The sequence below is a fragment of the Agromyces sp. NPDC056965 genome (assembly GCF_042673425.1).
Taxonomy (GTDB): Bacteria; Actinomycetota; Actinomycetes; order Actinomycetales; family Microbacteriaceae; genus Agromyces.
In genome coordinates this window covers 1-22,507 of sequence record NZ_JBHURI010000054.1, presented here as the reverse complement: position 1 = coordinate 22,507, position 22,507 = coordinate 1, and the positions used below count along the sequence as shown (strand labels likewise).

The following is a 22,507-nucleotide window of genomic DNA, read 5'->3' as shown; positions in this document are numbered from 1 at the left end:
TCGCCGTGTCGTTCCTCTCCGCCGAGACCGCCCGCGCGCTCGCCGAGCTCGTGGGCCTCGACGCGCTGCACGGCACGGGCCACGCCGCGACCGGCTCCGACGACGAGACGGATGCCTCGCCGCTCGAGCGGCTCCGGGGCATCCGCTCGCTCATCGCCGCGCTCGAAGCCGACCCGGCGACGCTCGCCTCGGTACGCGACGCACTGGCCGACGGGCGCAGCTGGGACGAGATCGCCGATGCCGCGGGCCTCAGCCCCTCGGCGGCGAAGTATCGCTGGGCCGGCGACGACGACGAGATCGCGGCGAGGAACGAGGCCAGCCGCAAGCGCAAGCGCGAGCGCCCGTCGAGCGTGCCGACCGAGCTGCCCGGGCTCTCGGTCGCCGAGGCGGCCGCGAAGCTCGGCGTGACGCCGCAGGCGATCTACCAGCGGGTCACGCGAGGCCTGCTGCGCGCCGAGACGGTCGAGCTCGCCGACGGCCGCAAGTACAAGCGGGTGTTCCTGCCCGAGGAGTGAGCCGGGCGGACCGCCGCAGGCCTCAGGCGACCGGTTCGAGGAACTCGAGCCGGTTGCCGTGGCAGTCCTCGCTGTAGAAGCGGCGCATGCCCGGGAAGTCGTCGTCGAACCGCACTGGGTAGCCGGCGCTGCGGAGCCGGCCCGCCCACTCGTCGAGGTCGCTGACGAGGACCCCTGGATGCGCCTTCGTCGCCGGGCGGAAGTCGGGATCGACGCCCAGGTGCAGCTCGATGTCGTCGCGGCGGAACCAGCACCCGCCGCGACCGGCGAGCACCGGAGGCTTCTCGAGTTCGGCGAATCCGAGCACGCCGCCGTAGAAGTCGCGCAGTTCGGCTTCGCGGCCCGGGGGACAGGTGAGTTGGACGTGATGCAGCATGGGCGACCCTCCGAAGTATCTCGACATCAAGATACCTCGCGCCGGCGGGCCGGCGCCAGCGGGCGAGCCTCAGGCGTCGCGCTCGTCGGGGTCGATCGGGCGAGGGGCCCCGGGCAGGAGCCCGAGCTCCGCGATGAGGGTCTCGGTGCCGTTCTCGCCGACCGAGAAGCACTGCCAGCCCGGCCCGCCGCGGGCGAAGAGGTCGAACGAGACGCGCGCGCCCGCGGCATCCGTGTCGAACTGGGCCGCGTAGACCGCGCACGAGCGCTGCGCGGCCGACTGGGCGGTGCCGAAGACCGAGAGCACGATGGGCAGCAGCATGGCGCAGAGAGCCACGAGGACCGTGATGCGGATGGCGCGCCGCCGGCGTTCACCGAAGACGGGGCCGCGCGGGTCGTCGTCGTCGGCGCCCTGCAGTTCGGGGTGCGGTTCGCTCACGCTGCGCCCCCTGCGAAGATCGAGGCGATGCCGCCGACGCTCGCGAGCAGGGTCGCGGCCGCGACGCCCACGAGCGCACCGCGCGGGGGAGTGATGACGAGCCGATGCCCTGCGAGCTGGCGGCGGCGCACCGTGCCGATCGCGACGGCCGCACCGGATGCCGCGAACAGCACCACCCCGACGGCGACGAGCAGCGGCTGGCCCGCCACGAACCCGGCGCGCATCGAGAGCAGCGCGTTGACCGCGAGCGCGAGCGCCGTGCGACTCCACGCGAGCGCCGTGCGCTCGGGTTGGAGCCCCGGGTCGCCCGTCGCGGGAATGCTGTACGCGGCCATGTCAGTCGCTCATCACGCCACGAGGAGCAGCACCACGAGCACGGCGCTCGTCAGGAGGCACACGGCCGCGAGCGCGGGCAGCACCCAGCTGAACGGCAGCGGACGGCCGTTCCGGATCGCGATCTCGTTGGCGCGCCACCGCGTGTACGACACGACGCTGAGCACCGCGGCGACGACGCCGAGGCCGGTGGACAGCAGCGTGACGACGAGACGGGGATCGAGCTCCGTCGCGAACTGGTGCAGCAGCACGCCGCCCGCGAGGAGCGCGAGCGCCGTGCGGATCCACGCGAGGAAGGTGCGTTCGTTGGCGAGGGTGAACCGGTAGTCCGGTTCCTCACCCTCGTCACGCCATTTCGGGTCGCGCATGACCGGCCGCCTCAGTGCGAGGAGGGCGTCGTCTCGATCTCCGAGCGGTCGCCCGACCAGAGCGTGTGGAAGACGCCGGGCTTGTCGACGCGCTTGTAGGTGTGCGCGCCGAAGAAGTCGCGCTGGCCCTGGATGAGCGCCGCGGGCAGGCGCTGCGCGCGGAGGCCGTCGTAGTAGGCGAGCGACGACGAGAACGCGGGCGTCGGGATGCCGGACTGCGCCGCGATCGCGACGACTCGGCGCCACGACTCCTGCGCGCCCGCGACGGCGTCGCGGAAGTACGGTGCCACGACGAGCGCGACGAGCGCGGGGTCGTCGGCGTAGGCGTCGGCGATGCGGTTCAGGAAGCGGGCGCGGATGATGCATCCGGCGCGCCAGATCTTCGCGATGTCACCCTTCCTGACGTCCCAGCCGTACTGCTCGGCGCCGGCGATGATCTCGTCGAAGCCCTGCGAGTAGGCGATGATCTTCGATGCGTAGAGCGCGAGGCGCACGTCTTCGATGAAGGCGTCGGCATCGCCTTCGGCGACGGTCCATGCCTCGGCCGGGCCGGGCAGGTCGGATGCCGCTTCGCGCTGTGCGCGCTTGGACGAGAGGCTGCGGGCGAAGACCGCCTCGGCGATGCCCGACGTCGGCACGCCGAGGTCGAGGGCGTTCTGCACGGTCCATGCACCGGTGCCCTTGGCGCCCGCCTCGTCGAGGATGACGTCGACGAGCGGCTCGCCGGTCGCGGCATCCGTCTGGCGCAGCACCTCGGCCGTGATCTCGATGAGGTAGCTCTCGAGTTCGCCGGTGTTCCACTCGGCGAAGATGTCGGCGATCTCGGCGGGGGACTTGCCCGTGCCCTGGCGGATGAGGTCGTAGGCCTCTGCGATCAGCTGCATGTCGGCGTACTCGATGCCGTTGTGCACCATCTTGACGAAGTGGCCGGCGCCGTCGGTGCCGACGTGGGTCACGCACGGCTCGCCCTCGGCGACCGCAGCGATCGACGCGAGGATCGGGCCGAGCGTCTCGTAGGACTCGACGGAGCCGCCGGGCATGATCGAGGGGCCGTTCAGCGCGCCCTCTTCGCCGCCCGAGATGCCGGTGCCGACGAAGTGGATGCCGGTGGGAGCGATCTCGCCCTCACGGCGGATCGTGTCGTGGAAGTTCGCGTTGCCGCCGTCGACGATGATGTCGCCCGGCTCGAAGCGGGCGACGAGCTCGGAGATGACGGCGTCGGTGCCCGTGCCGGCCTGCACCATGATGATCGCGGTGCGGGGCTTGGCGAGCGAGGCGACGAACTCGTCGTAGCTCTCGGAGGCGACGAATCCGGCCTCGGGGTGTTCGGTCGTCAGCGTTCGCGTGCGCTCGGGGGAGCGGTTGAACACCGCGACGGTGTTGCCCTCACGGCTCGCGAGGTTGCGGGCGAGGTTCGACCCCATGACCGCGAGTCCGACGACGCCGATGTTTGCTGATGCTGATGCAGGCACGAACACTCTCCTCGTGAGTTCTTGGGATCGACTCCAGCGTACTGTGAGCGAGGCTCACCGTTGCGCGGCGTTGCTGAGAGGTCTCGGGCGACGCGCGTCGGCGGGGCTGGTAGACTTCATGGTCGGTCATGTGCGCCCCTGGTGCACGGGCCGAGAACTTCGGCGAGGGAGGCCCGGGTTCGTCCGCGAGAGCGGGCGCGACGGGCATCCGTGATCGACGCGGTAGGAGCAGGCTCCACGGCTTTTCCTCACGCTTCTGCGCAGTCCGACTGCGCGCGTTCGAGTCGAAAACAACAGACAACGATCTGGGCCGCGAGCCCGCAAGGAGACACATCATGGACGAAGACAACAAGGTCGTCGCAGACACCCGCGAGTCGTTCGGCAAGGGCGCTGCCCGCAAGCTGCGCGCCACCGGCAAGATCCCCGCCGTCGTGTACGGCCACGGCACCGAGCCGCGTCACATCGCGCTGCCCGCGCACCAGATCGGCCTGATCCTGCGCAAGGCCAACGCCGTGCTCGACCTGCAGATCGAGGGCAAGAGCCAGCTCGCGCTCGTCAAGGACGTGCAGAAGGACCCGGTGCACCAGGTCATCGAGCACCTCGACCTCATCGTCATCAAGAAGGGCGAGAAGGTCCAGGTCGAGGTTCCCGTGCACGTCGAGGGTGAGAGCGCCCCCGGCACGATCGCCGACGTCGACCAGCACACGCTGTCGCTCGAGGTCGAGGCGACGCACATCCCCGAGAACGTCGTCGTGAACGTCGAGGGCCTCGAAGAGGGCACCCAGATCCACGCCGGCGCCGTCACCCTGCCCAAGGGCGCGACGCTGCTGACCGACCCCGAGTCGCTCGTCATCAACGTGCACACCCCGCAGAAGGTCGACCTCGGCGAGGAGGCCGCTGAGGCCGCAGCCGAGGGCGAAGCCACCGAGGAAGCGGCCGAAGCCGCTGCCGAAGAGGGCGCCGAGTAGGACTCGAAGCACCGCGACGAGGCCCCGCCTCCCGCACCCGGGTACGCTCGGACTGCGGGGCGCGGGGCCTCGCCCGTTCCACACACGTACGGAGGTCCGATGGGATTCCTCGACCTGCTGCGCACGCGCCGGAAGGACGACGCCATGCCACAGAACACCTGGCTCGTGGTCGGCCTCGGCAACCCCGGCGCCCAGTACGCCGCGAATCGGCACAACGTCGGCCAGATGGTCGCCGACGAGCTCGCCGAGCGCATCGGCGCGCCGTTCAAGAGCCACAAGACGCCGTCGCGCGTTGCCGAGGGATTCCTCCGCCCCGGCGGCCCGAAGCTCGTGATCGCGAAGCCCAACAGCTACATGAACACCTCGGGCGGACCGGTCTCGGCCCTCCTGAAGTTCTACTCGCTCAGCCCCGAGGAGCTCATCGTCGTGCACGACGAACTCGACCTGCCGTTCGACACCGTTCGACTGAAGCAGGGCGGCGGACACGGCGGGCACAACGGCCTCCGCGACATCCAGAAGGCGACGGATGCCGCACCGTTCCTGCGGGTGCGCGTCGGCATCGGCCGCCCGCCCGGACGTCAGGACCCGGCCGACTTCGTGCTCAAGGACTTCTCGGGCGCCGAACGCCAGACCCTGCCGAACCTGCTGTCGGATGCCGCCGACGCCGTCGAGGCGGTCGCGAGCGAGGGCCTCGTGGCTGCGCAGCAGAAGTTCCACGCACCGAGCTGAGCCTGCTCGGCGTCGCAGGTACTCGTGCCGCCTCCGGCCGGCCGATCAGATCAGCCGGCGGAGGAACTCCTCGGGCGAGAGGCCCTCGGCCTGGGCGCGAACGCGCAGCCGATCGATCTCCTCGGTCGACAGCTCGAGGGTGAGGCTGTGCCAGGCCTCGGGCTCGTCGTCGAGGCTGAACAGGGCGTCATCGAGCTCGGGCTCGGCGAGCGCGAGCTCGGGCGCTCCGAGGTCGATCGGTTCGGGCAGTTCTTCGGCCGCGACCGGTTCCGCCACGCGCGTGATCGGGGCCGTCGAGGCCGCGCCGTCTTCGCAGTCGCTGCTCCACCCCGGCCCGGCCGGGATCTCGCGGCCGCGCTGGTACGCCTCGGCGACGGCGCGAGCACGGGTGTCGGCCGCCTCGTTGAGCGGGTGGCCGATGTGGCCCTTGACCCACTCGAAGCGGTAGCGACGGCCGGCGATGGCCTCGTCGATCTCCTGCAGCAGCTCGACGTTCATGACGGCCTTGCCGTCGGCCTTGCGCCAGCCCTTGCGCTTCCAGCCGGGCATCCACTTCGTCACCGAGTTGATCACGTACTGGCTGTCGCACTGCACGAGCAGCTCGTCGTCGAGGTGCGCCGTCGCGCGGAACAGCTCGAGCACGGCCTTCAGTTCGCCCTGGTTGTTGGTCGCGTGCTTCCAGCCGCCGGCCGCCCAGCACGAGTCGTCGACGTACCAGGCCCAGCCGGCCGGTCCGGGGTTTCCGAGGGCCGATCCGTCGGCGGCGGCGGTGATCATTGCGGAGGGCCTCCTGGCGTTTCGTCTGCGGCGCCCATCGTATCCGTCGGCACCGACGCACCGTGTCGACCGAAGCCGTCTCGGACCGCACCGACCAGCCCTCGTCGGCGACCCGAGGGAGGGGTGTCGGATGCGCCGCGTAGACTCGACGGGTGAATCTCCAGGGCTTTCTCGCGGCGCTTTCGCGTGCCGAAACCGTCGACGCCGCACTCGCCGAAGCCCAGCGGAACGCAGACTTCTCGGCGCCCGCAGGCCTCGACGCCCCGTTGCTCGCGGGCCTGCTGCAGCGCCGGGCCGACGCCGGCCTGCCGCCCGCGCTGCTCGTCATCACCGCCACGAGCCGTGAGGGCGAGTCGCTGCGCGCCTCGCTCGCTCCCTACCTGCCCGACGCCGAGCTCATCGAGTTCCCGGCATGGGAGACGCTGCCGCACGAGCGGCTGAGCCCTTCGGCCGAGACGGTCGGCCGTCGACTCCATGCCCTGCGGCGCATGCACGACTGGGCCGAGGCCGGCTCGCGGCATCCGCTCGTCGTCGTCGCCTCGGTGCGGGCCGCCCTGCAGCCCCTGGCCGACAACCTGGCATCGCTCGACCCCGTCGAGCTCGTCGCCGGCGGGCGCGGATACAACCTCGCCGAGCTCGCAGTGCGGCTCGTCGACCTCGCGTATGCACGAGTCGACATGGTCGCCAGGCGCGGCGAGTTCGCCGTTCGCGGCGGCATCCTCGACGTCTTCCCGCCCACGGCCGACCACCCGGTCCGCGTCGAGTTCTTCGGCGACGAGGTCGAGGAGCTTCGCGCGTTCTCGGTCGCCGACCAGCGCTCGCTGCCCGACGTGATCGAGCGGGTGTCGCTGCCGCCGAGTCGCGAGCTGCTGCTCACCGAGCCGGTGCGGCAGCGCGCCCGCGAGATGGTGCACGAGTTCCCGAGCCTCGCCGGGCTCCTCGAGAAGGTGTCGGAGGGCATCCCCGTCGAGGGCATGGAATCGCTCGCTCCGGCGCTGCTCGAACGGCTCGTGCCGCTCGCGCATTACCTGCCGGTGGGCGCCGCAGTCGCGGTGCTCGAGCCCGAGCGCGTCGCCGGGCGCGCGGTCAACCTCGGCGAGACGAACCGCGAGTTCCTCGCCGCCGCGTGGAACGCCGCGACGGTCGGCGCCGCCGCGCCGATCGACCTCGCCGCCGGCGACTTCCTGACGGTGCGCCAACTTCGGGACGCCGTGCTGTTCAGCGCTCCGGGCGAACCCGACCCGCAGCGCGTGTGGTGGAACTTCTCTGGCTTCGACATGGGCGACGCCGCCGAGGTCGTCGCAGCGGCCGGCGGCGAGGCCGAGTCGCACCTGACGAGTTCCTCCACGACGGTGCGCGTCGCGGCCAACGCGATGCCGAGCTTCCAGGGCAACGTCGCCGGTGCCGTCGACCATGCGGCCGAACGCCTGCGCGACGGGTGGTCGCTCGTCGTGGCATCCGCCGGTCACGGTCTGGTCGAGCGCGCACGCGACGTGCTCTCCGAAGCCGGCCTCGCGGCCCGGCTCGTCGACGAGGTGCCGGCCGACCTCGAGGCCGGCGTCGCCTACCTCGTGCAGGCCGACGCCGCACACGGCTACGAGGTGCCCGAGGTCAAGCTCGGGCTCCTCGCCGAGTCCGAGTTCTACGGCCGCGCGGCGGGCTACGACGCCCGTCAGGGCAAGAAGCTCGCGAGCCGCCGTCGCAACGTCGTCGACCCGCTGCAGCTGAAGGCCGGCGACTTCGTCGTGCACCAGACACACGGCATCGGCAAGTTCATCGAGATGGTGCAGCGCGAGGTCGCCACGGGGGCACGGCCCACCGGGCCGAGCCGGACCGCCGGCATCCAGCAGCAGCCCACCGCGGTGCGCGAGTACCTCGTCATCGAGTACGCGCCCTCGAAGCGCGGGCACGCCGGCGACCGGCTCTTCGTGCCGACCGATCAGCTCGACCTGCTCTCGCGCTACGTCGGCGGCGAGGCGCCGTCGCTCTCGAAGATGGGCGGCAGCGACTGGGCGCAGGCCAAGGGCAAGGCCCGTAAGGCCGTGCGCGACATCGCCGTCTCGCTCGTGAAGCTCTACTCGGCGCGCATGGCCTCGAAGGGGCACGCGTTCGGCCCTGACACTCCGTGGCAGCACGAGCTCGAAGAGGCGTTCCCGTTCACCGAGACGCCCGACCAGCTGCAGACGATCGACGAGGTGAAGGCCGACATGGAACGGTCGATCCCCATGGACCGCCTGCTCGCGGGCGACGTCGGCTTCGGCAAGACCGAGGTCGCCGTTCGCGCGGCGTTCAAGGCGATCCAGGAGGGCAAGCAGGTCGCGATGCTCGTGCCGACCACGCTCCTCGTCAAGCAGCACCTCGAGACATTCACCGAGCGCTACGCGGGCTTCCCGGTGCATGTGCGCGCACTCAGCCGGTTCCAGACCGACAAGGAGGCGCGCGACACGATCGCCGGTCTCGCCGACGGCACCGTCGACATGGTGATCGGCACGCACCGCATCCTCACCGAGAAGGTCACGTTCAAAGACGTCGGCCTCGTCATCATCGACGAGGAGCAGCGTTTCGGCGTCGAGCACAAGGACGCGCTGAAGAAGCTGAAGACCAACGTCGACATCCTCGCGATGAGCGCGACGCCGATCCCGCGTTCACTCGAGATGGCGGTCACCGGCATCCGCGAGATGTCGACGCTCGCGACGCCGCCAGAAGACCGCCACCCGATCCTCACCTTCGTGGGGCCCTACTCCGACCAGCAGGTGGCGGCCGCCATCCGACGCGAGATGCTCCGCGAGGGCCAGGTCTTCTTCGTGCACAACCGGGTCTCCTCGATCAACCGGGTCGCGGCCCAGCTCGCCGAGCTCGTGCCCGAGGCGCGCATCGCCGTCGCCCACGGCCAGCTGAACGAGCACGTGCTCGAGCAGATCGTGAACGACTTCTGGGAGCGCAAGTTCGACGTGCTGGTCTCGACGACCATCATCGAGACCGGCCTCGACATCACCAACGCGAACACCATCATCATCGACCGGGCCGACAAGTACGGGCTCAGCCAGCTGCACCAGCTGCGCGGCCGGGTGGGGCGAGGTCGCGAGCGCGCCTACGGCTACTTCCTCTACGACCCGGCGAAGCCGCTCTCCGAGACCGCGCACGACCGGCTGTCGACGATCGCCGCGAACAACGAGCTCGGCAGCGGCATGCAGGTCGCCCTGAAAGACCTCGAGATCCGCGGCGCCGGCAACCTGCTCGGCGCCGAGCAGGCCGGTCACATCGCGGGCGTCGGCTTCGACCTGTACCTGCGCATGATCGGCGAGGCGGTCTCGGCGTTCCGCGGCGACGTCGCCACGGGCCAGACCGAGCTGCGCCTCGAGCTGCCGGTCGACGCGCACATCCCCGAAGACTACGTGGACTCCGAGCGGCTGCGCCTCGAGGCGTACCAGAAGCTCTCCGCCGCGAGTGGGCCGGCCGCGAAGGACGGCCAGATCGACCAGGTCGTCGACGAACTCGTCGACCGCTACGGCGAGCCGCCCGAGCAGGTCAAGCACCTCGTCGCGATCTCGAGGCTTCGCCGCGAGGCGCAGCGGGCCGGGCTCTCCGACGTCATCGCGACCGGTTCGAAGCTGCGCATCGCGCCCGCGAACATCCCCGACTCGCGCCGCGTTCGCCTCGAGCGCATGTACCCGGGCGCCAAGCACTTCGCGCAGAACGACGTGATCCTCGTGCCGTTCCCCGTCACGAACGGCGAGCTGCCGGGCGACGCCGACCTCATCGATTGGGTGTCGCGGCTCATCGTCGCGATCTTCCCGGTTCCCGAGGCGCAGGCTCCGGATGCCGCGGGCTCGGGCAGTGCCGCGATCGTCGACGGGACTGCCGGCTAGACCTTCAGGTGACCCCACTCGGCGAGGAACTCCTCGACCGACATCCGCTCGAGATCGGCGTTGATCGCGCGGAGCAGCGCGTCGGCCTCGTCGAGCGAGCCGGCTCGCGTGCGGATCACCGGGGCGTCGGTGCCCGTGCGCACGACCACGAGGTCGGCGATCGACGGGCCGCCCAGGCCGGTCGCCTCACCGGCGATGAGCAGCGCGGTGTGCCAGGCCTTGCCGAGACCGCGGCGGCGGGTCTCCTGGAGTTCGGCTCGGAGGAACCGGGCGGCCGGTGTGCTGTCGCTCATCGTTCGAGTGTCGCACGCGGTCAGCGCGAGAACGCGCCGCCGACGCCGGCATGACCGCCGTGGCGCTTGTAGTGGCGCGAGCGCAGGCTCACGACGATCGCCGAGACGACGATCGCGACGCCCGAGCCGAGCAGCACCGCGAGGGTGCCCTCGTCGGCGACCTCGGGGAGCCCGATGAATGCGAGCTCGTTCATGAGCAGCGACACCGTGAAGCCGATGCCGCCGAGCGCGCCGACGACGAACAGGTCGCCGAGGGTGAGCGGGATCCCGGCACGGCGTCGCACGACGAGCGCGCCGAGGCCGCCCGCCACCATGATGCCGATGATCTTGCCGACCGGCAGCCCGATGAGGATGCCCCAGAACGCCGGATCGAGCTCGCTCGGCTGCACCTGCGGCACGGCGACCATCGCCGCCGAGAACGCGAACAGCGGCAGGATCACGCCGTTCGACCAGGGCTCGAGGGCGTGCACGGCACGGCCGCCGGGGCGGCGGGCCATCACGAGGCCGAGCGCGACGCCCGCGATCGTCGCGTGCACGCCCGACTGGTAGACGAAGTACCAGGCGAGCGCGCCGAGCACGATCAGCACGAGCACGATCGGCCACTGCGGCTTCCGCGAGAGGATCCACGCCGAACGCGGCTTCATCATGCGGCTCACCGCGCCGAACAGTGCGATCGCGATGCCCGCGAACCCGATCGACGCGAGGTTCGCGTCGGCGGTGAAGAAGAACGCGATGATGAGGATCGCGATGAGGTCGTCGAGCACCGCCAGGGCGAGCAGGAACACCCGCACGCGGGTGGGGATCCACGTGCCGAACATGGCCAGCACCCCGAGGGCGAAGGCGATGTCGGTCGCGGTGGGGATGGGCCATCCGTTCACCGTCTCGGTCCCTGACGTGAACGCGAAGAAGATGAGCGCGGGCACGACGACACCGCCGACCGCGGCGATCGCCGGCAGCAGCGCCTTCGACAGGCTGTTGAGCTCGCCGATGACGAGCTCGCGCTTCAGCTCGACCGCGACGATGAAGAAGAAGATCGCGAGCAGGCCGTCGCTGATCCAGTGGCCCGCCGACAGGTCGAGGCCGAGCCATGGCAGGTCGAGGTGGGCGTTCTTCAGCTCGATGAGCGCCGGCCCGAACGAGAGGTTCGCGACCAGGAGGCCGAGCGCGGCGGCGATGAGGAGGAGAGCGGCGGCCCAGCGCTCGGAGCGGAGGAAGTTCATGTTGGACTCCTGGAAGTCGCGTGCACGAGCTGCATGAGGAGCGCGCACGGCGTCGGCGGGACGGTGACGACGGTCTCCCGTCGGCCGACCAGACTTCCCGGCACTCCTCAGGACAGTCTACGGGCGACGGACATTCGGGGCCGATCGCCGCGCCTACGCTGGTGCAGTGACCCTCTCGCTCTGGGCGACGCTCCTCGCCGCCTGTTTCGTCATCAGCTTCACCCCGGGCGCGGGTGCGATCAACACGATGGGCAACTCCCTGAACGTGGGCTTCCGGCGCTCGATCTGGGGCATCATCGGCCAACAGGCCGCCCTCGTCGTGCACATCCTGATCGTCGCCGCCGGCCTCGGCGTCCTCGTCGCCGGGTCGCCGGTCGCGTTCGAGGTCATCCGCTACGCGGGCGCCGCCTACCTCGTCTACCTCGGCATCCGGCAGCTGCTCGCGACACCGCAGCCGCCGACGGTCGCCGACGAGGAGGACGAGGGCGAAGCGGATGCCGCGCTGCAGGCGCCGAACGCGCGTGCCGAGTCGCGCTGGTCGATGTTCCGCCGGGGTCTCTGGGTGAACCTCCTGAACCCCAAGGCGATCGTGTTCTTCCTCGCCTTCCTGCCGCAGTTCATCCGCCCCGAGCTGCCGCTGCTGCCGCAGTACCTGATCGTCGGCCTGACCGTCGTGGTCGTCGACGTGATCGTGATGTGGGGCTTCTTCGCGGTCGCCGCGCACAGCCTGCGACGGTTCACCCGCTCGGTGCGCGGCCAGCGCACCCTGAACAGCGTCTTCGGTTCGCTGTTCATCGCGGTCGGCGTGCTGCTCGCCGTCGTGCACTGAGCACGAATCCTGGGCCGAGTGGCGCACGGGGCACCTAGGCTGCCGGTATGAGCGCAGCGCACCCCGGACTCGACGAACTCATCGACACCGTGGCCCTGCTCCGGGCTCCGGGCGGCTGCCCGTGGGACGCGGATCAGACCCATGAGAGCCTCGTGCAGTACCTCGTCGAGGAGAGCTGGGAGCTCATCGACGCGATCGAGTCGGGCAGTCGCGAGGAGATGATCGAGGAGCTCGGCGACGTGCTCTACCAGGTGCTCTTCCACGCCGACCTCGCCGCCCACACCGACGGCGAGCGCTTCGACATCGACGATGTGGCCCGTCATATGACGGCCAAGATGGTGTCGCGGCATCCGCATGTCTTCGGCGATCGCGAGGCGGAGACGGCCGCCGACGTCGTCGCCTTCTGGGACGACCTGAAGGCCGACGAGAAGCCGCATCGCACGAGCGTGCTCGACGGCATCCCGCGCGGCATGCCCGCGCTCGCGCTCGCGCAGAAGGTGCTCGGCAAGGCCGAGAAGGTGGGAGTGACGGATGCCTCGGCGGCGGCCCCGCCCGCACCGCCGGCGCCCACGGACGAGGACGAGCTCGGCCGGGTGCTGCTCGGGCTCGTGGCCTCCGCTCGCGCCCACGGGCTCGACGCCGAGCGGGCGCTGCGCGCCGCCGTTCGCGGCCTCGAAGCCGAGGTGCGTGCCGTGGAGCGCGCCGAGGGCGCGGCTGCCGCAGCCGAGGGCCCGACGGCCGCGGCCGGGGGCGTCTGACGCGTCGCTCCGCCGCGCGCTAGGCCAGCCCGAGCCCGTCGCGCCAGCTCGGCCGCGTCGGCGCCCAGCCCCGCGAGCGCGCCAGGCTGTTGTCGGCGAGGCGGCCGGGGCCGCGGCTGGTCGCCCGAACGGCGCCGTCGTATCCGGCGCGACGGGCGAGCACCGTCGCCCACTCGACCAGCTCGGCGGGTTCATCGTCGACGAGGTCGACCGGGCCGGCGGGCCAGTCGAGGGCGGGCAGCACCGCCGCGACGGCGTCGTCGACGTGCACCCAGTTCGTGATGGGGGTGATGGCCTCCACGACGCCGGTCGCGGCCTTCGCGGTGAACGCGCCGTCGGGCGCGTACCAGGTGCGGGCGCCGTAGAGCAGCCCGAATCTCAGGACGACGCCGTGCGGGAGTCGCGCGAGGTCGCGCTCGAGCGAGTCGACGGCCGGGTCGCCGTCCGTCCACGAGACGCTCTCGGCCAGCACCCGCCCGATGCCCGCGGACAGCGCCGCGTCGACGAGGTTCGAGGTTCCGACGCTCCGCAGCTTCGCGTTGCCGGCGTAGTCGAGATCGCCGAGGTCGGTCGCGAGGTGCACGACCGCGTCGGGCCGGGTCGCGTCGAGCGCCGCGTCGACCGTGGCCCGCTCGAGCAGGTTCACCGCGACGCCCCCGATGCCCGCGGCCTCGAGCGCCGCGAGCTTCGCCGGGCCGCGGCTCGTGCCGATGACCTCGTGGCCCGCTGCCGCGAGCGTGCGTGCCGCGGGAGCGCCGAGCACGCCGGTCGCCCCGATCACCAGGATCCTCATGTGCCGGCTCCGTTCGTATCGCGTTGCCGCCGTCGGCGGCGGAGAAGACCGACGGTAGTCGAGACGGGTCGCCGCCGCGCGTTCGATCGCGCGGAATCTCGGGAGATCACGCGCCGGCAGACGCGCCGGTGCATGGCTCGCGGATGCCTCGGCGCGGGCGTAGCGTCGGATGAGACTCACTCCCGAGGGGGACGCATGGGCATCGAGGACTGGCGGCTCGAGGAGTTCTTCGACCGGTACGCCGAGGCGCAGCGCGACTTCGACGCCGACGCCACCGCCCGGTTCTGGGGGCTGCCGGGCATGGTGATCACGGACGAGTTCGCCGGTGCGCTCGAGAGCCGGGCCGACATGGCGAGGGGGCTCTCGGCGTCGTACCCGCTGCACCGCCGGCTCGGGTTCGCCGGGATCGTGCCCGAGCTGCGAGCGGTGAGCTCGCTCACCGACGTGCTCTCGCTGGTGCGGGTGCGCTGGAGCCACCTCGACGCCGCCGACGAGCTCATCGTCACGAGCGACGTCGAGTACCTCGTGCGCGACGACGCCGACGGACTGCGCATCTACGTCGCCGTCGGCATCGACGAGGCCGACGCGCTGCGGCGGGCCGCGGACGCCAAGGGGATCGAGCTCGACGCCGTCTGACGTGATCCGCGGCGCCCGACGGCGACACGAGCGACCGGGTCGCGCGCAGGCCGCGGCATCCGGTTCGCGCAACTCCCGACGCCTGCGTGCTGGAAGAATGGTCGGCATGGCTGCCTCCGTCACCCCACCGCGCGGCATGCGCGACTTCCTCCCGGCCGAGAAGGCCCGGCGCGAGCACGCCCTCGGCGTGATCCGCGGGGTGTACGCGGCGCACGGCTTCGACGAGATCGAGACGCCCGTCATGGAGGACTCCTCGCGGCTGCACGCCGGACTCGGCGGCGACAACGAGAAGCTCGCGTTCGCCGTCATGAAGCGCGGACTCGGCGCCGACGACCTCGCGCGCGCCGCGGCATCCGGCGACGCCCTCTCGCTCGCGGACCTCGGGCTGCGCTACGACCTCACGGTGCCGCTCGCCCGGTTCTACGCGACGCACCGGGCCGCGCTGCCTCCCGTGTTCCGTTCGATCCAGATCGCGCCCGTGTGGCGCGCCGAGCGCCCGCAGAAGGGGCGTTACCGCCAGTTCGTGCAGTGCGACATCGACATCATCGGCGAGGAGGGGGCGCTCGCCGAACTCGAACTGCTCACCGCGACGGTCGCCGCGCTCGACGCGCTCGGCCTGTCGGGCTGCACGATCCGCCTGAACGACCGGCGCATCCTGGCCGGCATCCTCGGCTCGTGGGGCGTGCCCGACGAGCATCGCGAACGCGCGCTCATCACGATCGACAAGCTCGACAAGATCGGCACCGGGGGAGTGGCGGCCGAGCTCGCCGAACTCGGCATCGTCACCGGCGATGCCGATGTCGCAGGCGAGCTCGAGGCGCTCACCACCGCCGACTGGCACCTCGCCGATGGGGTCGTGCCGCCGCCCTCGTGGCTCGACGGCGACGCCTACGCCGAGCTGCTCGCGCTGCGCGCGGCGCTGCCCGACGCCGCCATCGAGTTCGACCCGACCCTCGTTCGCGGCATGGGGTACTACACGGGTACGATCTTCGAGATCGCCCACCCCGACTACGGCTACTCGCTCGGCGGCGGCGGTCGCTACGACGGCATGATCGGCCGCTTCCTCGGCCAGGAGGTGCCGGCCTGCGGCTTCTCGATCGGCTTCGAGCGCATCGTCGACCTGCTCGCCGTGCGCGACGAGGAGCGCCCGCGCGCCGTCGTGCTCGTCTACGACGCGGAGGTGCCCTCGGGACGCCTGCTCGCGCTGAAGCAGGAGCTCGTGGCATCCGGTTCGCGGGTTCGCCTCGAGCGCCGGGTCAAGAACCTGCGCGCCCTGCTCGACCGCGTCACCGCCGACGGCTTCGACGCGTTCGCGCCGGTCGGTTCCGAGACGACGGATGCCGCGTCGCTCGCGTTCCGCGAACTCGGCGCGTAGTACTCGCGCCCACCCGCGCGGCCCGCTCTCACCCGATCCCTCCCGCCCCTCCCCGAACGACTTCACGACTTCACGACTTCACCGAGAAGTCGCGGATGGCGACCTCGCGCACCGGGACGTCGCCATCTGCGACGTTTCGGCGCGCGCGGGCACGGCTCTGTGGAGAGATCGCGGCTCGATGCCGGCTGCGAGGCCAGAGTCGAGGGGTGCGGAATCGATCACCTCTGCCGGGCTACCTGACCGGACTCGCCTTCCACGTTCGCGACGTGGAATTGCACGAATCGACGCGCAGCAGGCTTCGGGCGAGCGATGTGCAGCGCCCGTTCACGGCCGTGCGCTCCATCGGCCTCGATCTCGGCTCGGTGCTCGACCGCTGCCGAGCCTACGAACCCCTGCTGCGCGGAGGGGACGCGTTCAGCCATCAGACCGCCGCGATGCTCCTGGGAGCTCCGCTGCCGACGACGTCGCCGGTGCTCCATATGATCGCGCCACCGGGCTTCGTTCGCCCCCGTGGTCGCGGCGTCATCGGTCACACGAGTCGAGAAGCGGTGCCGGTGGTGCTGCGGCTCGGACTTCCGGTGGTCGAACCCGCGCTCGTGTGGTGTCAACTCGCTGCCACGCTCGACCGCGCGGATCTCGTCGCGGTCGGTGATGCATTCGTGACCGGTGCCCGCACGAGGGGGATCCGGGGCGCGGCGCTCACGGATCAGGTCGCGCTCGCCGGAGCGGTCGCACGCTGGGCTTCGCGTCGCGGAGCGCGCCATCTCGCGTGGGCGCTGCCTCGGGTGAGAGCCGGTGCGGAGTCGCGACCCGAGTCGCTCACACGCCTCGTGCTCGTCGAGCATGGCCTGCCCGAGCCGGCGCTGAACGACCCGACGCCGATGGTCGACGGTTCCGTACTGCATCCGGATCTGAAGTGGGAGCATTGGCGGATCGTGCTCGAGTACGAGGGCGACGGTCACCGCACGAGCCGTACAACGTGGCAGCGGGACATCCGCCGGAAGCGCGACTTCGAGGCCGCCGGTTGGACCGTGATCCGAGTGACGTCGGACGACCTCTTCGTCGATCAGGCGGCCTTCATCCGACGAGTTCGTGCGCAGATCGCGCTCGCCGAAGCTCGACGGCCCCGCTGATCCGGCGAGATCACGCCGAAACGTCGGGGATGGCGACCACCCGCCGAGCGAAGTCGCCAAGCGCGACTTCTCGCGCACCGTGGGCTGGGGCGAGCGAGGCGTCCCGGTGGGATGAACGCCAGTCGTGAGCATTACTAGACTGACAGGCGGATCACGACGGAGTCGTCCGCTGCATACCCACCCATCACAGAGGAGTTCACTGTGGCAATCATCGAAGCTGTAGGCGCACGCGAGATTCTCGACTCGCGCGGCAACCCGACCGTCGAGGTCGAGGTGCTGCTCGACGACGGCTCGCTGGCCCGCGCCGCAGTGCCCTCGGGCGCATCGACCGGCGCCTTCGAGGCGTACGAGCTGCGCGACGGCGACAACGACCGCTACCTCGGCAAGGGCGTGCAGAAGGCCGTCGACGCCGTGCTCGACGACCTCGGCCCCGCCATCGAAGACCTCGACGCCGCCGACCAGCGCCTCGTCGACGCCGCACTCATCGAGGCCGACGGCACCGAGAACAAGAGCCGCCTCGGCGCCAACGCCATCCTCGGCGTGAGCCTCGCCGTCGCGAAGGCCGCCGCCGACTCGGCCGACCTGCCGCTCTTCCGCTACCTCGGCGGCCCGAACGCCCACGTGCTTCCCGTGCCGATGATGAACATCATCAACGGCGGCGCGCACGCCGACACCGGTGTCGACATCCAGGAGTTCATGGTGCTGCCGATCGGCGCGCCGAGCTACTCCGAGGGCCTCCGCTGGGGCGTCGAGACCTACCACGCCCTCAAGAGCCTGCTGAAGGCGAAGGGCCTCTCGACGGGCCTCGGCGACGAGGGCGGCTTCGCGCCCGACTTCGCGCACAACCGTGCGGCACTCGACTTCATCTCCGAGGCGATCGAGAAGGCGGGCTTCAAGCTCGGCACCGACCTCGCGCTCGGCCTGGACGTCGCGGCGAGCGAGTTCTACGAGAACGGCGTCTACAAGTTCGAGGGCAAGGACCGCACGTCGGCCGAGATGAGCGCGTACTACGCCGAGCTCGCCGCCGCGTACCCGCTCGTGTCGATCGAGGACCCGCTCGACGAGTCCGACTGGGACGGCTGGGCGCAGCTCACCGCCGAGCTCGGCACGAAGCTCCAACTCGTCGGCGACGACCTGTTCGTCACCAACCCGAAGCGTCTCGCCGAGGGCATCGCGAAGCACACCGGCAACTCGATCCTCGTCAAGGTGAACCAGATCGGCACCCTGACCGAGACGCTCGACGCCGTGAAGCTCGCGCAGCGCTCGGGCTACACCGCCGTCATGTCGCACCGTTCGGGTGAGACCGAGGACACGACGATCGCCGACCTCGCGGTCGCGACCGATTGCGGTCAGATCAAGACGGGCGCGCCCGCCCGCAGCGAGCGAGTCGCCAAGTACAATCAGCTTCTGAGGATCGAAGAGGAACTCGGTGAGGCCGCGGTGTACGCCGGCCGCACGGCGTTCCCCCGCTACACGGCCTAGAAAGCATCACGCGTGACGGGGGCGGCCGAGTGGCCGCCCCCGTCGTCGCGTTTCCGGGTGCGATGACGAGGAGGGGCGATGCGCGACGACACCGGTCGTTCCGGCCGCACCCCCAGGCGCCCGACCGTGCCGACCTCGAAGCCCGCCGCCAAGCGCGGCGCCGCCGCGTCGAGTGCGGGCGCGAAGGCCTCGCCCGCGAAGTCGACGGCGGCGAAGAAGTCCGCCGCATCGCGGCCCTCGTCCCAGCAGGCCGCCTCCGCCCGATCGGGTTGGCTCAGCGGCATCCGATTCTCAGGTTTCTCCCTCATCATGATGGGAGTGCTCGTGCTCGCCGTCGTGGTGCTCGCGCCGACGATCGCGGCGTTCGCACAGCAGCGGCAGCAGATCGCCGAGCTCCGCGCCGCCGTCTCAGCACAGGAGGGGGAGGTGCAGCGCCTGCGCGATGAACGCGAGCGCTGGAACGACGACACGTTCATCGTGACCCAGGCGCGCGAGCGCCTCTACTACGTGATGCCGGGCGAGGTGAGCTATCTCGTGATCGACGACCGAACGGCAGCGGCGAAGGCGGATGCCACGACCGAGGTCTCCGCCGAAGTGACCGAATCGAAGGGCGACTGGATGACCACCCTGCTCGACTCGGTGCTGACGGCGGGCCTCGCGCCCGATGCGGCGCCGCCGGCGGACCCGGCCACCGACCCCACGACCCCGCCGCCCGCAGATCCAGCAGCCGAGGAGACCCGATGACCCGCCCGCCCTTCGAACCGGTGAGCGAGCGCGACGTGCGCATCGTCTCGGCGCAGCTCGGCCGCCCGGCCCGCGACGTCGTGGGCATCGCGGCGCGCTGCGTGTGCGGCGCCCCGACGGTCGTCGCCACGGCGCCGCGGCTCTCCGACGGCACGCCGTTCCCGACGTTCTACTACCTCTCGCACCCGACCGCCACCGCTGCGATGTCGTTCCTCGAGGCCGCGCAGCTCATGGTGGAGTGCACCGAGCTCCTGGCTTCCGACGCCGGGGTCGCCGAGGCCTACGGCCGCGCCCACGCCGACTACCTCGCCGATCGCGAGTCGATCGCCGTCGTGCCCGAGCTCGCGGGCATCTCAGCGGGCGGCATGCCCACGCGCGTGAAGTGCCTGCACGCACTCGTCGCGCACTCGCTCGCCGCGGGCCCCGGGGTGAACCCCATGGGCGACATCGCGCTCGAGCGCTCGACCTGGTCGCCCGAGGTCTGCCGCTGCCCCGACTACGGCGTCGATGACGTCGCAGGGTCAGCGGCTGAGGCGGCTGCGGCCGACCCCTCCGAAGGACCGATCGGGTGAAGCCGCCGACGCGCCTGAACCGCTCCGAGCGCCCAGCGCGCTCCGGGCGTTCCCGGCGCGCCCTTCGACCGATGGCGCTCGTCGCGCGCGCCACCGCGACCCTCGCCGCCGCGACGATGCTCGCACTCACCGGAGCCGGCGCGGCGCACGCCGACCTGGTCCGCGACTACGAGTACTGGCTCGCCGACTACGGCTTCACGACGGCGTGGAACACCAGCAAGGGCGACGGCGTGAAGGTCGCGGTCATCGACACCGGGGTCAACGGCAACGTCGCCGAACTCCGCGGTGCGGTCGTCGGCGGCACGGATGTCTCGGGCCTCGGTACGCCCGACGGCCAGACGCCCGTCGGCGACGACGACACCCACGGCACGATGGTGGCCGGCCTCCTCGCCGGTCGGGGCACGGGTGAGGGCGCCGGAGTCATCGGCACCGCGCCCGAAGCCGACCTGCTCACGATCTCGGTCGCATTCGGCCAGGACACCGGTGCCGCGAAGTCCAACGACGACCAGATCGCCGAAGCCGTGCGCTGGGCCGTCGACAACGGCGCCGATGTGATCAACATGTCGCTGACGCGCAACACCCCCGACTGGCCCGAGAGCTGGGACGACGCGTTCATGTACGCGTTCGAGCACGACGTCGTCATCGTCGCGGCCGCCGGCAACCGCGGCAGCGGCACGAGCCAGGTCGGTGCGCCGGCGACCATTCCGGGCGTGCTCACCGTCGCCGGCGTCGACAAGGCGAAGAACGCGAGCCTCGACGCGAGCTCGCAGGGCATCACGATCGCCGTCGCCGCGCCGAGCGAGGACCTCGTCGGCGTCCTCCCCGACGGCAGCCACGTGCAGTGGGACGGCACGAGCGGTGCCGCGCCCATCGTGACCGGCCTCGTTGCGCTGGTGCGTGCCGAGTACCCCGAGCTCGACGCGGCGAACGTCATCAATCGGCTCATCTCGACGGCCGACCCCAACGGGCAGGCGGTTCCGAGCGCCCTGTACGGCTACGGCCTGATCGATCCGGTCGCCGCCCTCAAGGCGGACGTGCCGAAGGTCGACGAGAATCCGCTCGGCAGTCTCGCCGAGTGGATCACGCTGCACCGCCGTGCTGAGGTCGAGACTCCAGACGACGCCAGCAGTGTCGATCAGCCCATCGTGCCCATCGCCGACCCGCCGTTGCCGCGATCGGACGGCGCCCAGACGTTGCTTCCGACGCAGTGGACGCTCGCCTACATCACGGTGCCGCTCTCACTGGTCGCAGGATTTGGTACGCTAGCAGCGCTGTTGGGCATCGGCGCCACTCGGCATACCAAGCGGACTGTCCGCATTCGCGAGCAGTGATCGCACGCAAATCAGCCCGCACGTTCCAAAACTGAGGAGTCCATTCACCGTGCCCAAGATTCTCATCGTCGGCGGTGGCTATGCGGGGTTCTACACGGCGTGGAAGCTCGAGAAGTGGCTGCGCGCCGGCGAGGCCGAGGTGACGATCGTCGACCCGCTGCCGTACATGACGTACCAGCCGTTCCTCCCCGAGGTGGCTGCAGGGTCGATCGAGCCGCGCCACTCCGTGGTCGCGCAGCGTCGCCACCTGAAGAAGACCAACGTGGTGACCGCCAAGGTCACGCGCATCGATCACGCGGCCAAGACCGCGACGATCACGCCCGAGCTCGGTGAGCCGTGGCAGTTCGACTACGACATCGTCATCGTCACGGGTGGCGCGGTCTCGCGCACCTTCCCGATCCCGGGCATCGCCGACAACGCGATCGGCCTCAAGTCGATCGAGGAGGCCGTCGCGATCCGCGACCGCGTGCTGACGAACTTCGACAAGGCCTCGAACCTTCCCCCCGGCCCCGAGCGCGAGCGCCTGCTCACGTTCGTCGTCGTTGGTGGCGGGTTCGCGGGCATCGAGGTGTTCGCAGAGCTCCGCTCCTTCGCGAGCTCGCTGCTCGAGTACTACCCGCAGCTGACCTTCGATGAGACGCACTTCCACCTCATCGAGGCCATGGGGCGCATCATGCCCGAGGTCTCCCTCGAGACCAGCCACTGGGTCATCAAGCACCTCGCCCAGCGCGGTGCCGAGATCCACCTCGACACGCAGCTCACGAGTGCGGTCGACGGCGTCATCGAGCTGTCGACCGGTGAGAGCTTCGAGACCGATCTCATCGTCTGGACCGCCGGTGTCATGGCGAACCCCGCGATCGTGCGGTCGAGCGACCTGCCCGTCGAGGAGCGCGGCCGCATCAAGACCCGTGCAGACCTGCGTGTCGGCGACGACGACGAGTTCGTGGCCGATGCCTGGGCCGCCGGCGACATCGCCGCGGTCCCCGACCTCACGGGCGGCGGTGTCGGCGGCTACTGCGTGCCGAACGCACAGCACGCCGTGCGTCAGGGCAAGTTGCTCGCGAAGAACGTCGTCGCGGTGCTCCGCGGCGAGGAGCCGAAGCAGTACTTCCACAAGAACCTCGGTGCGGTCGCCGGTCTCGGCGTCGGCTCGGGCGTCTTCCAGTCGGGCAAGATCGCGATCAAGGGCCTCATCGCCTGGTTCGCCCACCGTGGGTACCACGGCCTGGCCATGCCGAGCTGGGAGCGCAAGTTCCGCGTCTTCTGGGGCTGGTGGAACAACTTCTGGCTCGGTCGCGACATCGTCTCGCTGAGCGCCCTGCAGCAGCCGCGTGCCCAGTTCGAGCTCTTCGCAGCCCGTCCGAAGCCGCCGGCCGTCGAGGCCCCGGCCCCGGCCGCAGACGCCGCGGCCGCGAAGGCGAGCACGTCGACCAAGAAAGAGGCCGTCGCCGCGAAGTAGCGACGAGCCCTGACTATGCTGTGACGCGGCGCCGCCC

At 71.0% G+C, this 22,507-nt stretch carries 23 protein-coding genes; 14 read left to right on the top strand and 9 right to left on the bottom strand.

Annotated features, from left to right (window positions below; genetic code table 11):
* Nucleotides 1–5: 5 nt before the first annotated feature.
* A complete protein-coding gene (locus ACFTQE_RS14035) occupies nt 6–515 on the top strand; it encodes a hypothetical protein (protein ID WP_376925653.1) in 510 nt (169 codons plus the stop codon).
* Between the two features lie 22 nt (nt 516–537).
* Here the strand turns inward: ACFTQE_RS14035 and ACFTQE_RS14030 are convergent, their stop codons facing one another.
* From ACFTQE_RS14030 to gndA, 5 genes are all read right to left on the bottom strand, one after another.
* Entirely contained in the window at nt 538–891 is a 354-nt protein-coding gene (locus ACFTQE_RS14030) for a VOC family protein (protein ID WP_376925652.1), read from the bottom strand.
* 69 nt (nt 892–960) lie between these two features.
* Nucleotides 961–1,329: a hypothetical protein gene (locus ACFTQE_RS14025; protein ID WP_376925651.1), complete on the bottom strand. Its 369-nt coding sequence runs from the start codon at nt 1,327–1,329 to the stop codon at nt 961–963.
* Nucleotides 1,326–1,664, bottom strand: a complete 339-nt coding sequence (locus ACFTQE_RS14020) for a DUF202 domain-containing protein (RefSeq protein WP_376925650.1) — start codon at nt 1,662–1,664, stop codon at nt 1,326–1,328. Before ACFTQE_RS14020 ends, ACFTQE_RS14025 begins: the two co-directional genes overlap by 4 nt.
* Nucleotides 1,665–1,676: 12 nt before the next feature.
* A complete protein-coding gene (locus ACFTQE_RS14015) occupies nt 1,677–2,030 on the bottom strand; it encodes a YidH family protein (protein WP_376925649.1) in 354 nt (117 codons plus the stop codon).
* Between the two features lie 11 nt (nt 2,031–2,041).
* Entirely contained in the window at nt 2,042–3,454 is a 1,413-nt protein-coding gene (gene gndA, locus ACFTQE_RS14010) for an NADP-dependent phosphogluconate dehydrogenase (protein ID WP_376925659.1), read from the bottom strand.
* A gap of 383 nt (nt 3,455–3,837) precedes the next feature.
* Between gndA and ACFTQE_RS14005 the strand changes: the two genes are divergently transcribed.
* Both ACFTQE_RS14005 and pth read left to right on the top strand, forming a co-directional pair.
* Entirely contained in the window at nt 3,838–4,470 is a 633-nt protein-coding gene (locus tag ACFTQE_RS14005) for a 50S ribosomal protein L25/general stress protein Ctc (protein WP_376925648.1), read from the top strand.
* Between the two features lie 144 nt (nt 4,471–4,614).
* The gene (gene pth, locus ACFTQE_RS14000) at nt 4,615–5,199 is read left to right on the top strand and encodes an aminoacyl-tRNA hydrolase (RefSeq protein WP_376925658.1); all 585 of its coding nucleotides are present in this window, start codon (nt 4,615–4,617) and stop codon (nt 5,197–5,199) included.
* Nucleotides 5,200–5,244: 45 nt separating this feature from the next.
* On the opposite strand, the gene ACFTQE_RS13995 is transcribed toward pth, so the two are convergent.
* Nucleotides 5,245–5,976, bottom strand: a complete 732-nt coding sequence (locus tag ACFTQE_RS13995) for an RNase H family protein (RefSeq protein WP_376925647.1) — start codon at nt 5,974–5,976, stop codon at nt 5,245–5,247.
* A 152-nt stretch (nt 5,977–6,128) separates the two neighbouring features.
* On the opposite strand from ACFTQE_RS13995, the gene mfd reads away from it, so the two are divergent.
* Nucleotides 6,129–9,845: a transcription-repair coupling factor gene (mfd, locus tag ACFTQE_RS13990; RefSeq protein ID WP_376925646.1), complete on the top strand. Its 3,717-nt coding sequence runs from the start codon at nt 6,129–6,131 to the stop codon at nt 9,843–9,845.
* Here mfd and ACFTQE_RS13985 read toward each other — a convergent pair.
* On the bottom strand, nt 9,842–10,138 hold the full coding sequence (locus ACFTQE_RS13985) for a hypothetical protein (protein ID WP_375837523.1): 297 nt from the start codon (nt 10,136–10,138) through the stop codon (nt 9,842–9,844). The genes mfd and ACFTQE_RS13985 overlap by 4 nt on opposite strands.
* A 20-nt stretch (nt 10,139–10,158) precedes the next feature.
* Complete coding sequence (locus ACFTQE_RS13980) at nt 10,159–11,358, bottom strand: Na+/H+ antiporter NhaA (RefSeq protein ID WP_376925645.1); 1,200 nt, start codon at nt 11,356–11,358, stop codon at nt 10,159–10,161.
* A gap of 166 nt (nt 11,359–11,524) precedes the next feature.
* Between ACFTQE_RS13980 and ACFTQE_RS13975 the strand changes: the two genes are divergently transcribed.
* Nucleotides 11,525–12,187 carry a LysE family transporter gene (locus ACFTQE_RS13975; RefSeq protein WP_376925644.1) on the top strand — a complete coding sequence of 221 codons (663 nt, stop codon included), beginning with the start codon at nt 11,525–11,527 and terminating at the stop codon, nt 12,185–12,187.
* Nucleotides 12,188–12,234: 47 nt separating this feature from the next.
* Nucleotides 12,235–12,945 (top strand): MazG family protein, encoded by a 711-nt coding sequence (locus tag ACFTQE_RS13970; protein ID WP_376925643.1) that lies wholly within the window; start codon nt 12,235–12,237, stop codon nt 12,943–12,945.
* A 19-nt stretch (nt 12,946–12,964) separates the two neighbouring features.
* On the opposite strand, the gene ACFTQE_RS13965 is transcribed toward ACFTQE_RS13970, so the two are convergent.
* Nucleotides 12,965–13,738: an NAD-dependent epimerase/dehydratase family protein gene (locus tag ACFTQE_RS13965; RefSeq protein WP_376925642.1), complete on the bottom strand. Its 774-nt coding sequence runs from the start codon at nt 13,736–13,738 to the stop codon at nt 12,965–12,967.
* A 195-nt stretch (nt 13,739–13,933) separates the two neighbouring features.
* Between ACFTQE_RS13965 and ACFTQE_RS13960 the strand changes: the two genes are divergently transcribed.
* The 8 genes from ACFTQE_RS13960 to ACFTQE_RS13925 all read left to right on the top strand — a co-directional run bounded on the left by ACFTQE_RS13960 (nt 13,934) and on the right by ACFTQE_RS13925 (nt 22,470).
* Nucleotides 13,934–14,374, top strand: coding sequence for a hypothetical protein (locus tag ACFTQE_RS13960; RefSeq protein ID WP_376925641.1), 441 nt, complete (start codon nt 13,934–13,936; stop codon nt 14,372–14,374).
* Nucleotides 14,375–14,480: 106 nt separating this feature from the next.
* Nucleotides 14,481–15,749 carry a histidine--tRNA ligase gene (gene hisS / locus ACFTQE_RS13955; RefSeq protein ID WP_376925640.1) on the top strand — a complete coding sequence of 423 codons (1,269 nt, stop codon included), beginning with the start codon at nt 14,481–14,483 and terminating at the stop codon, nt 15,747–15,749.
* A gap of 266 nt (nt 15,750–16,015) precedes the next feature.
* A complete protein-coding gene (locus ACFTQE_RS13950) occupies nt 16,016–16,882 on the top strand; it encodes a hypothetical protein (RefSeq protein WP_376925639.1) in 867 nt (288 codons plus the stop codon).
* A gap of 201 nt (nt 16,883–17,083) precedes the next feature.
* Nucleotides 17,084–18,364, top strand: coding sequence for a phosphopyruvate hydratase (eno, locus tag ACFTQE_RS13945; protein ID WP_375837511.1), 1,281 nt, complete (start codon nt 17,084–17,086; stop codon nt 18,362–18,364).
* 78 nt (nt 18,365–18,442) lie between these two features.
* Nucleotides 18,443–19,108: a septum formation initiator family protein gene (locus ACFTQE_RS13940; RefSeq protein ID WP_376925638.1), complete on the top strand. Its 666-nt coding sequence runs from the start codon at nt 18,443–18,445 to the stop codon at nt 19,106–19,108.
* The gene (locus ACFTQE_RS13935) at nt 19,105–19,680 is read left to right on the top strand and encodes a DUF501 domain-containing protein (protein WP_376925637.1); all 576 of its coding nucleotides are present in this window, start codon (nt 19,105–19,107) and stop codon (nt 19,678–19,680) included. The genes ACFTQE_RS13940 and ACFTQE_RS13935 overlap by 4 nt, the downstream gene beginning before the upstream one ends.
* Nucleotides 19,681–19,751: 71 nt before the next feature.
* Entirely contained in the window at nt 19,752–21,011 is a 1,260-nt protein-coding gene (locus ACFTQE_RS13930; protein WP_376925636.1) for a S8 family serine peptidase, read from the top strand.
* A 49-nt stretch (nt 21,012–21,060) separates the two neighbouring features.
* Nucleotides 21,061–22,470 (top strand): NAD(P)/FAD-dependent oxidoreductase, encoded by a 1,410-nt coding sequence (locus tag ACFTQE_RS13925; protein WP_375837506.1) that lies wholly within the window; start codon nt 21,061–21,063, stop codon nt 22,468–22,470.
* Nucleotides 22,471–22,507 lie beyond the last annotated feature (37 nt).

What these genes read in the sequence shown, in the direction of transcription:
- ACFTQE_RS13960 (WP_376925641.1), top strand. Translation starts at nt 13,934, where the DNA reads ATGGGCATCGAGGACTGGCGGCTCGAGGAGTTCTTCGACCGGTACGCC.
- ACFTQE_RS14020 (WP_376925650.1), bottom strand. Translation starts at nt 1,664, where the DNA reads ATGGCCGCGTACAGCATTCCCGCGACGGGCGACCCGGGGCTCCAACCC.
- ACFTQE_RS13995 (WP_376925647.1), bottom strand. Translation starts at nt 5,976, where the DNA reads ATGATCACCGCCGCCGCCGACGGATCGGCCCTCGGAAACCCCGGACCG.
- ACFTQE_RS14015 (WP_376925649.1), bottom strand. Translation starts at nt 2,030, where the DNA reads ATGCGCGACCCGAAATGGCGTGACGAGGGTGAGGAACCGGACTACCGG.
- ACFTQE_RS14030 (WP_376925652.1), bottom strand. Translation starts at nt 891, where the DNA reads ATGCTGCATCACGTCCAACTCACCTGTCCCCCGGGCCGCGAAGCCGAA.
- ACFTQE_RS13970 (WP_376925643.1), top strand. Translation starts at nt 12,235, where the DNA reads ATGAGCGCAGCGCACCCCGGACTCGACGAACTCATCGACACCGTGGCC.
- pth (WP_376925658.1), top strand. Translation starts at nt 4,615, where the DNA reads ATGCCACAGAACACCTGGCTCGTGGTCGGCCTCGGCAACCCCGGCGCC.
- gndA (WP_376925659.1), bottom strand. Translation starts at nt 3,454, where the DNA reads ATGGGGTCGAACCTCGCCCGCAACCTCGCGAGCCGTGAGGGCAACACC.
- ACFTQE_RS14005 (WP_376925648.1), top strand. Translation starts at nt 3,838, where the DNA reads ATGGACGAAGACAACAAGGTCGTCGCAGACACCCGCGAGTCGTTCGGC.
- ACFTQE_RS13985 (WP_375837523.1), bottom strand. Translation starts at nt 10,138, where the DNA reads ATGAGCGACAGCACACCGGCCGCCCGGTTCCTCCGAGCCGAACTCCAG.
- ACFTQE_RS13940 (WP_376925638.1), top strand. Translation starts at nt 18,443, where the DNA reads ATGCGCGACGACACCGGTCGTTCCGGCCGCACCCCCAGGCGCCCGACC.
- ACFTQE_RS13930 (WP_376925636.1), top strand. Translation starts at nt 19,752, where the DNA reads ATGGCGCTCGTCGCGCGCGCCACCGCGACCCTCGCCGCCGCGACGATG.
- ACFTQE_RS13965 (WP_376925642.1), bottom strand. Translation starts at nt 13,738, where the DNA reads ATGAGGATCCTGGTGATCGGGGCGACCGGCGTGCTCGGCGCTCCCGCG.
- ACFTQE_RS13935 (WP_376925637.1), top strand. Translation starts at nt 19,105, where the DNA reads ATGACCCGCCCGCCCTTCGAACCGGTGAGCGAGCGCGACGTGCGCATC.
- ACFTQE_RS13980 (WP_376925645.1), bottom strand. Translation starts at nt 11,358, where the DNA reads ATGAACTTCCTCCGCTCCGAGCGCTGGGCCGCCGCTCTCCTCCTCATC.
- hisS (WP_376925640.1), top strand. Translation starts at nt 14,481, where the DNA reads ATGGCTGCCTCCGTCACCCCACCGCGCGGCATGCGCGACTTCCTCCCG.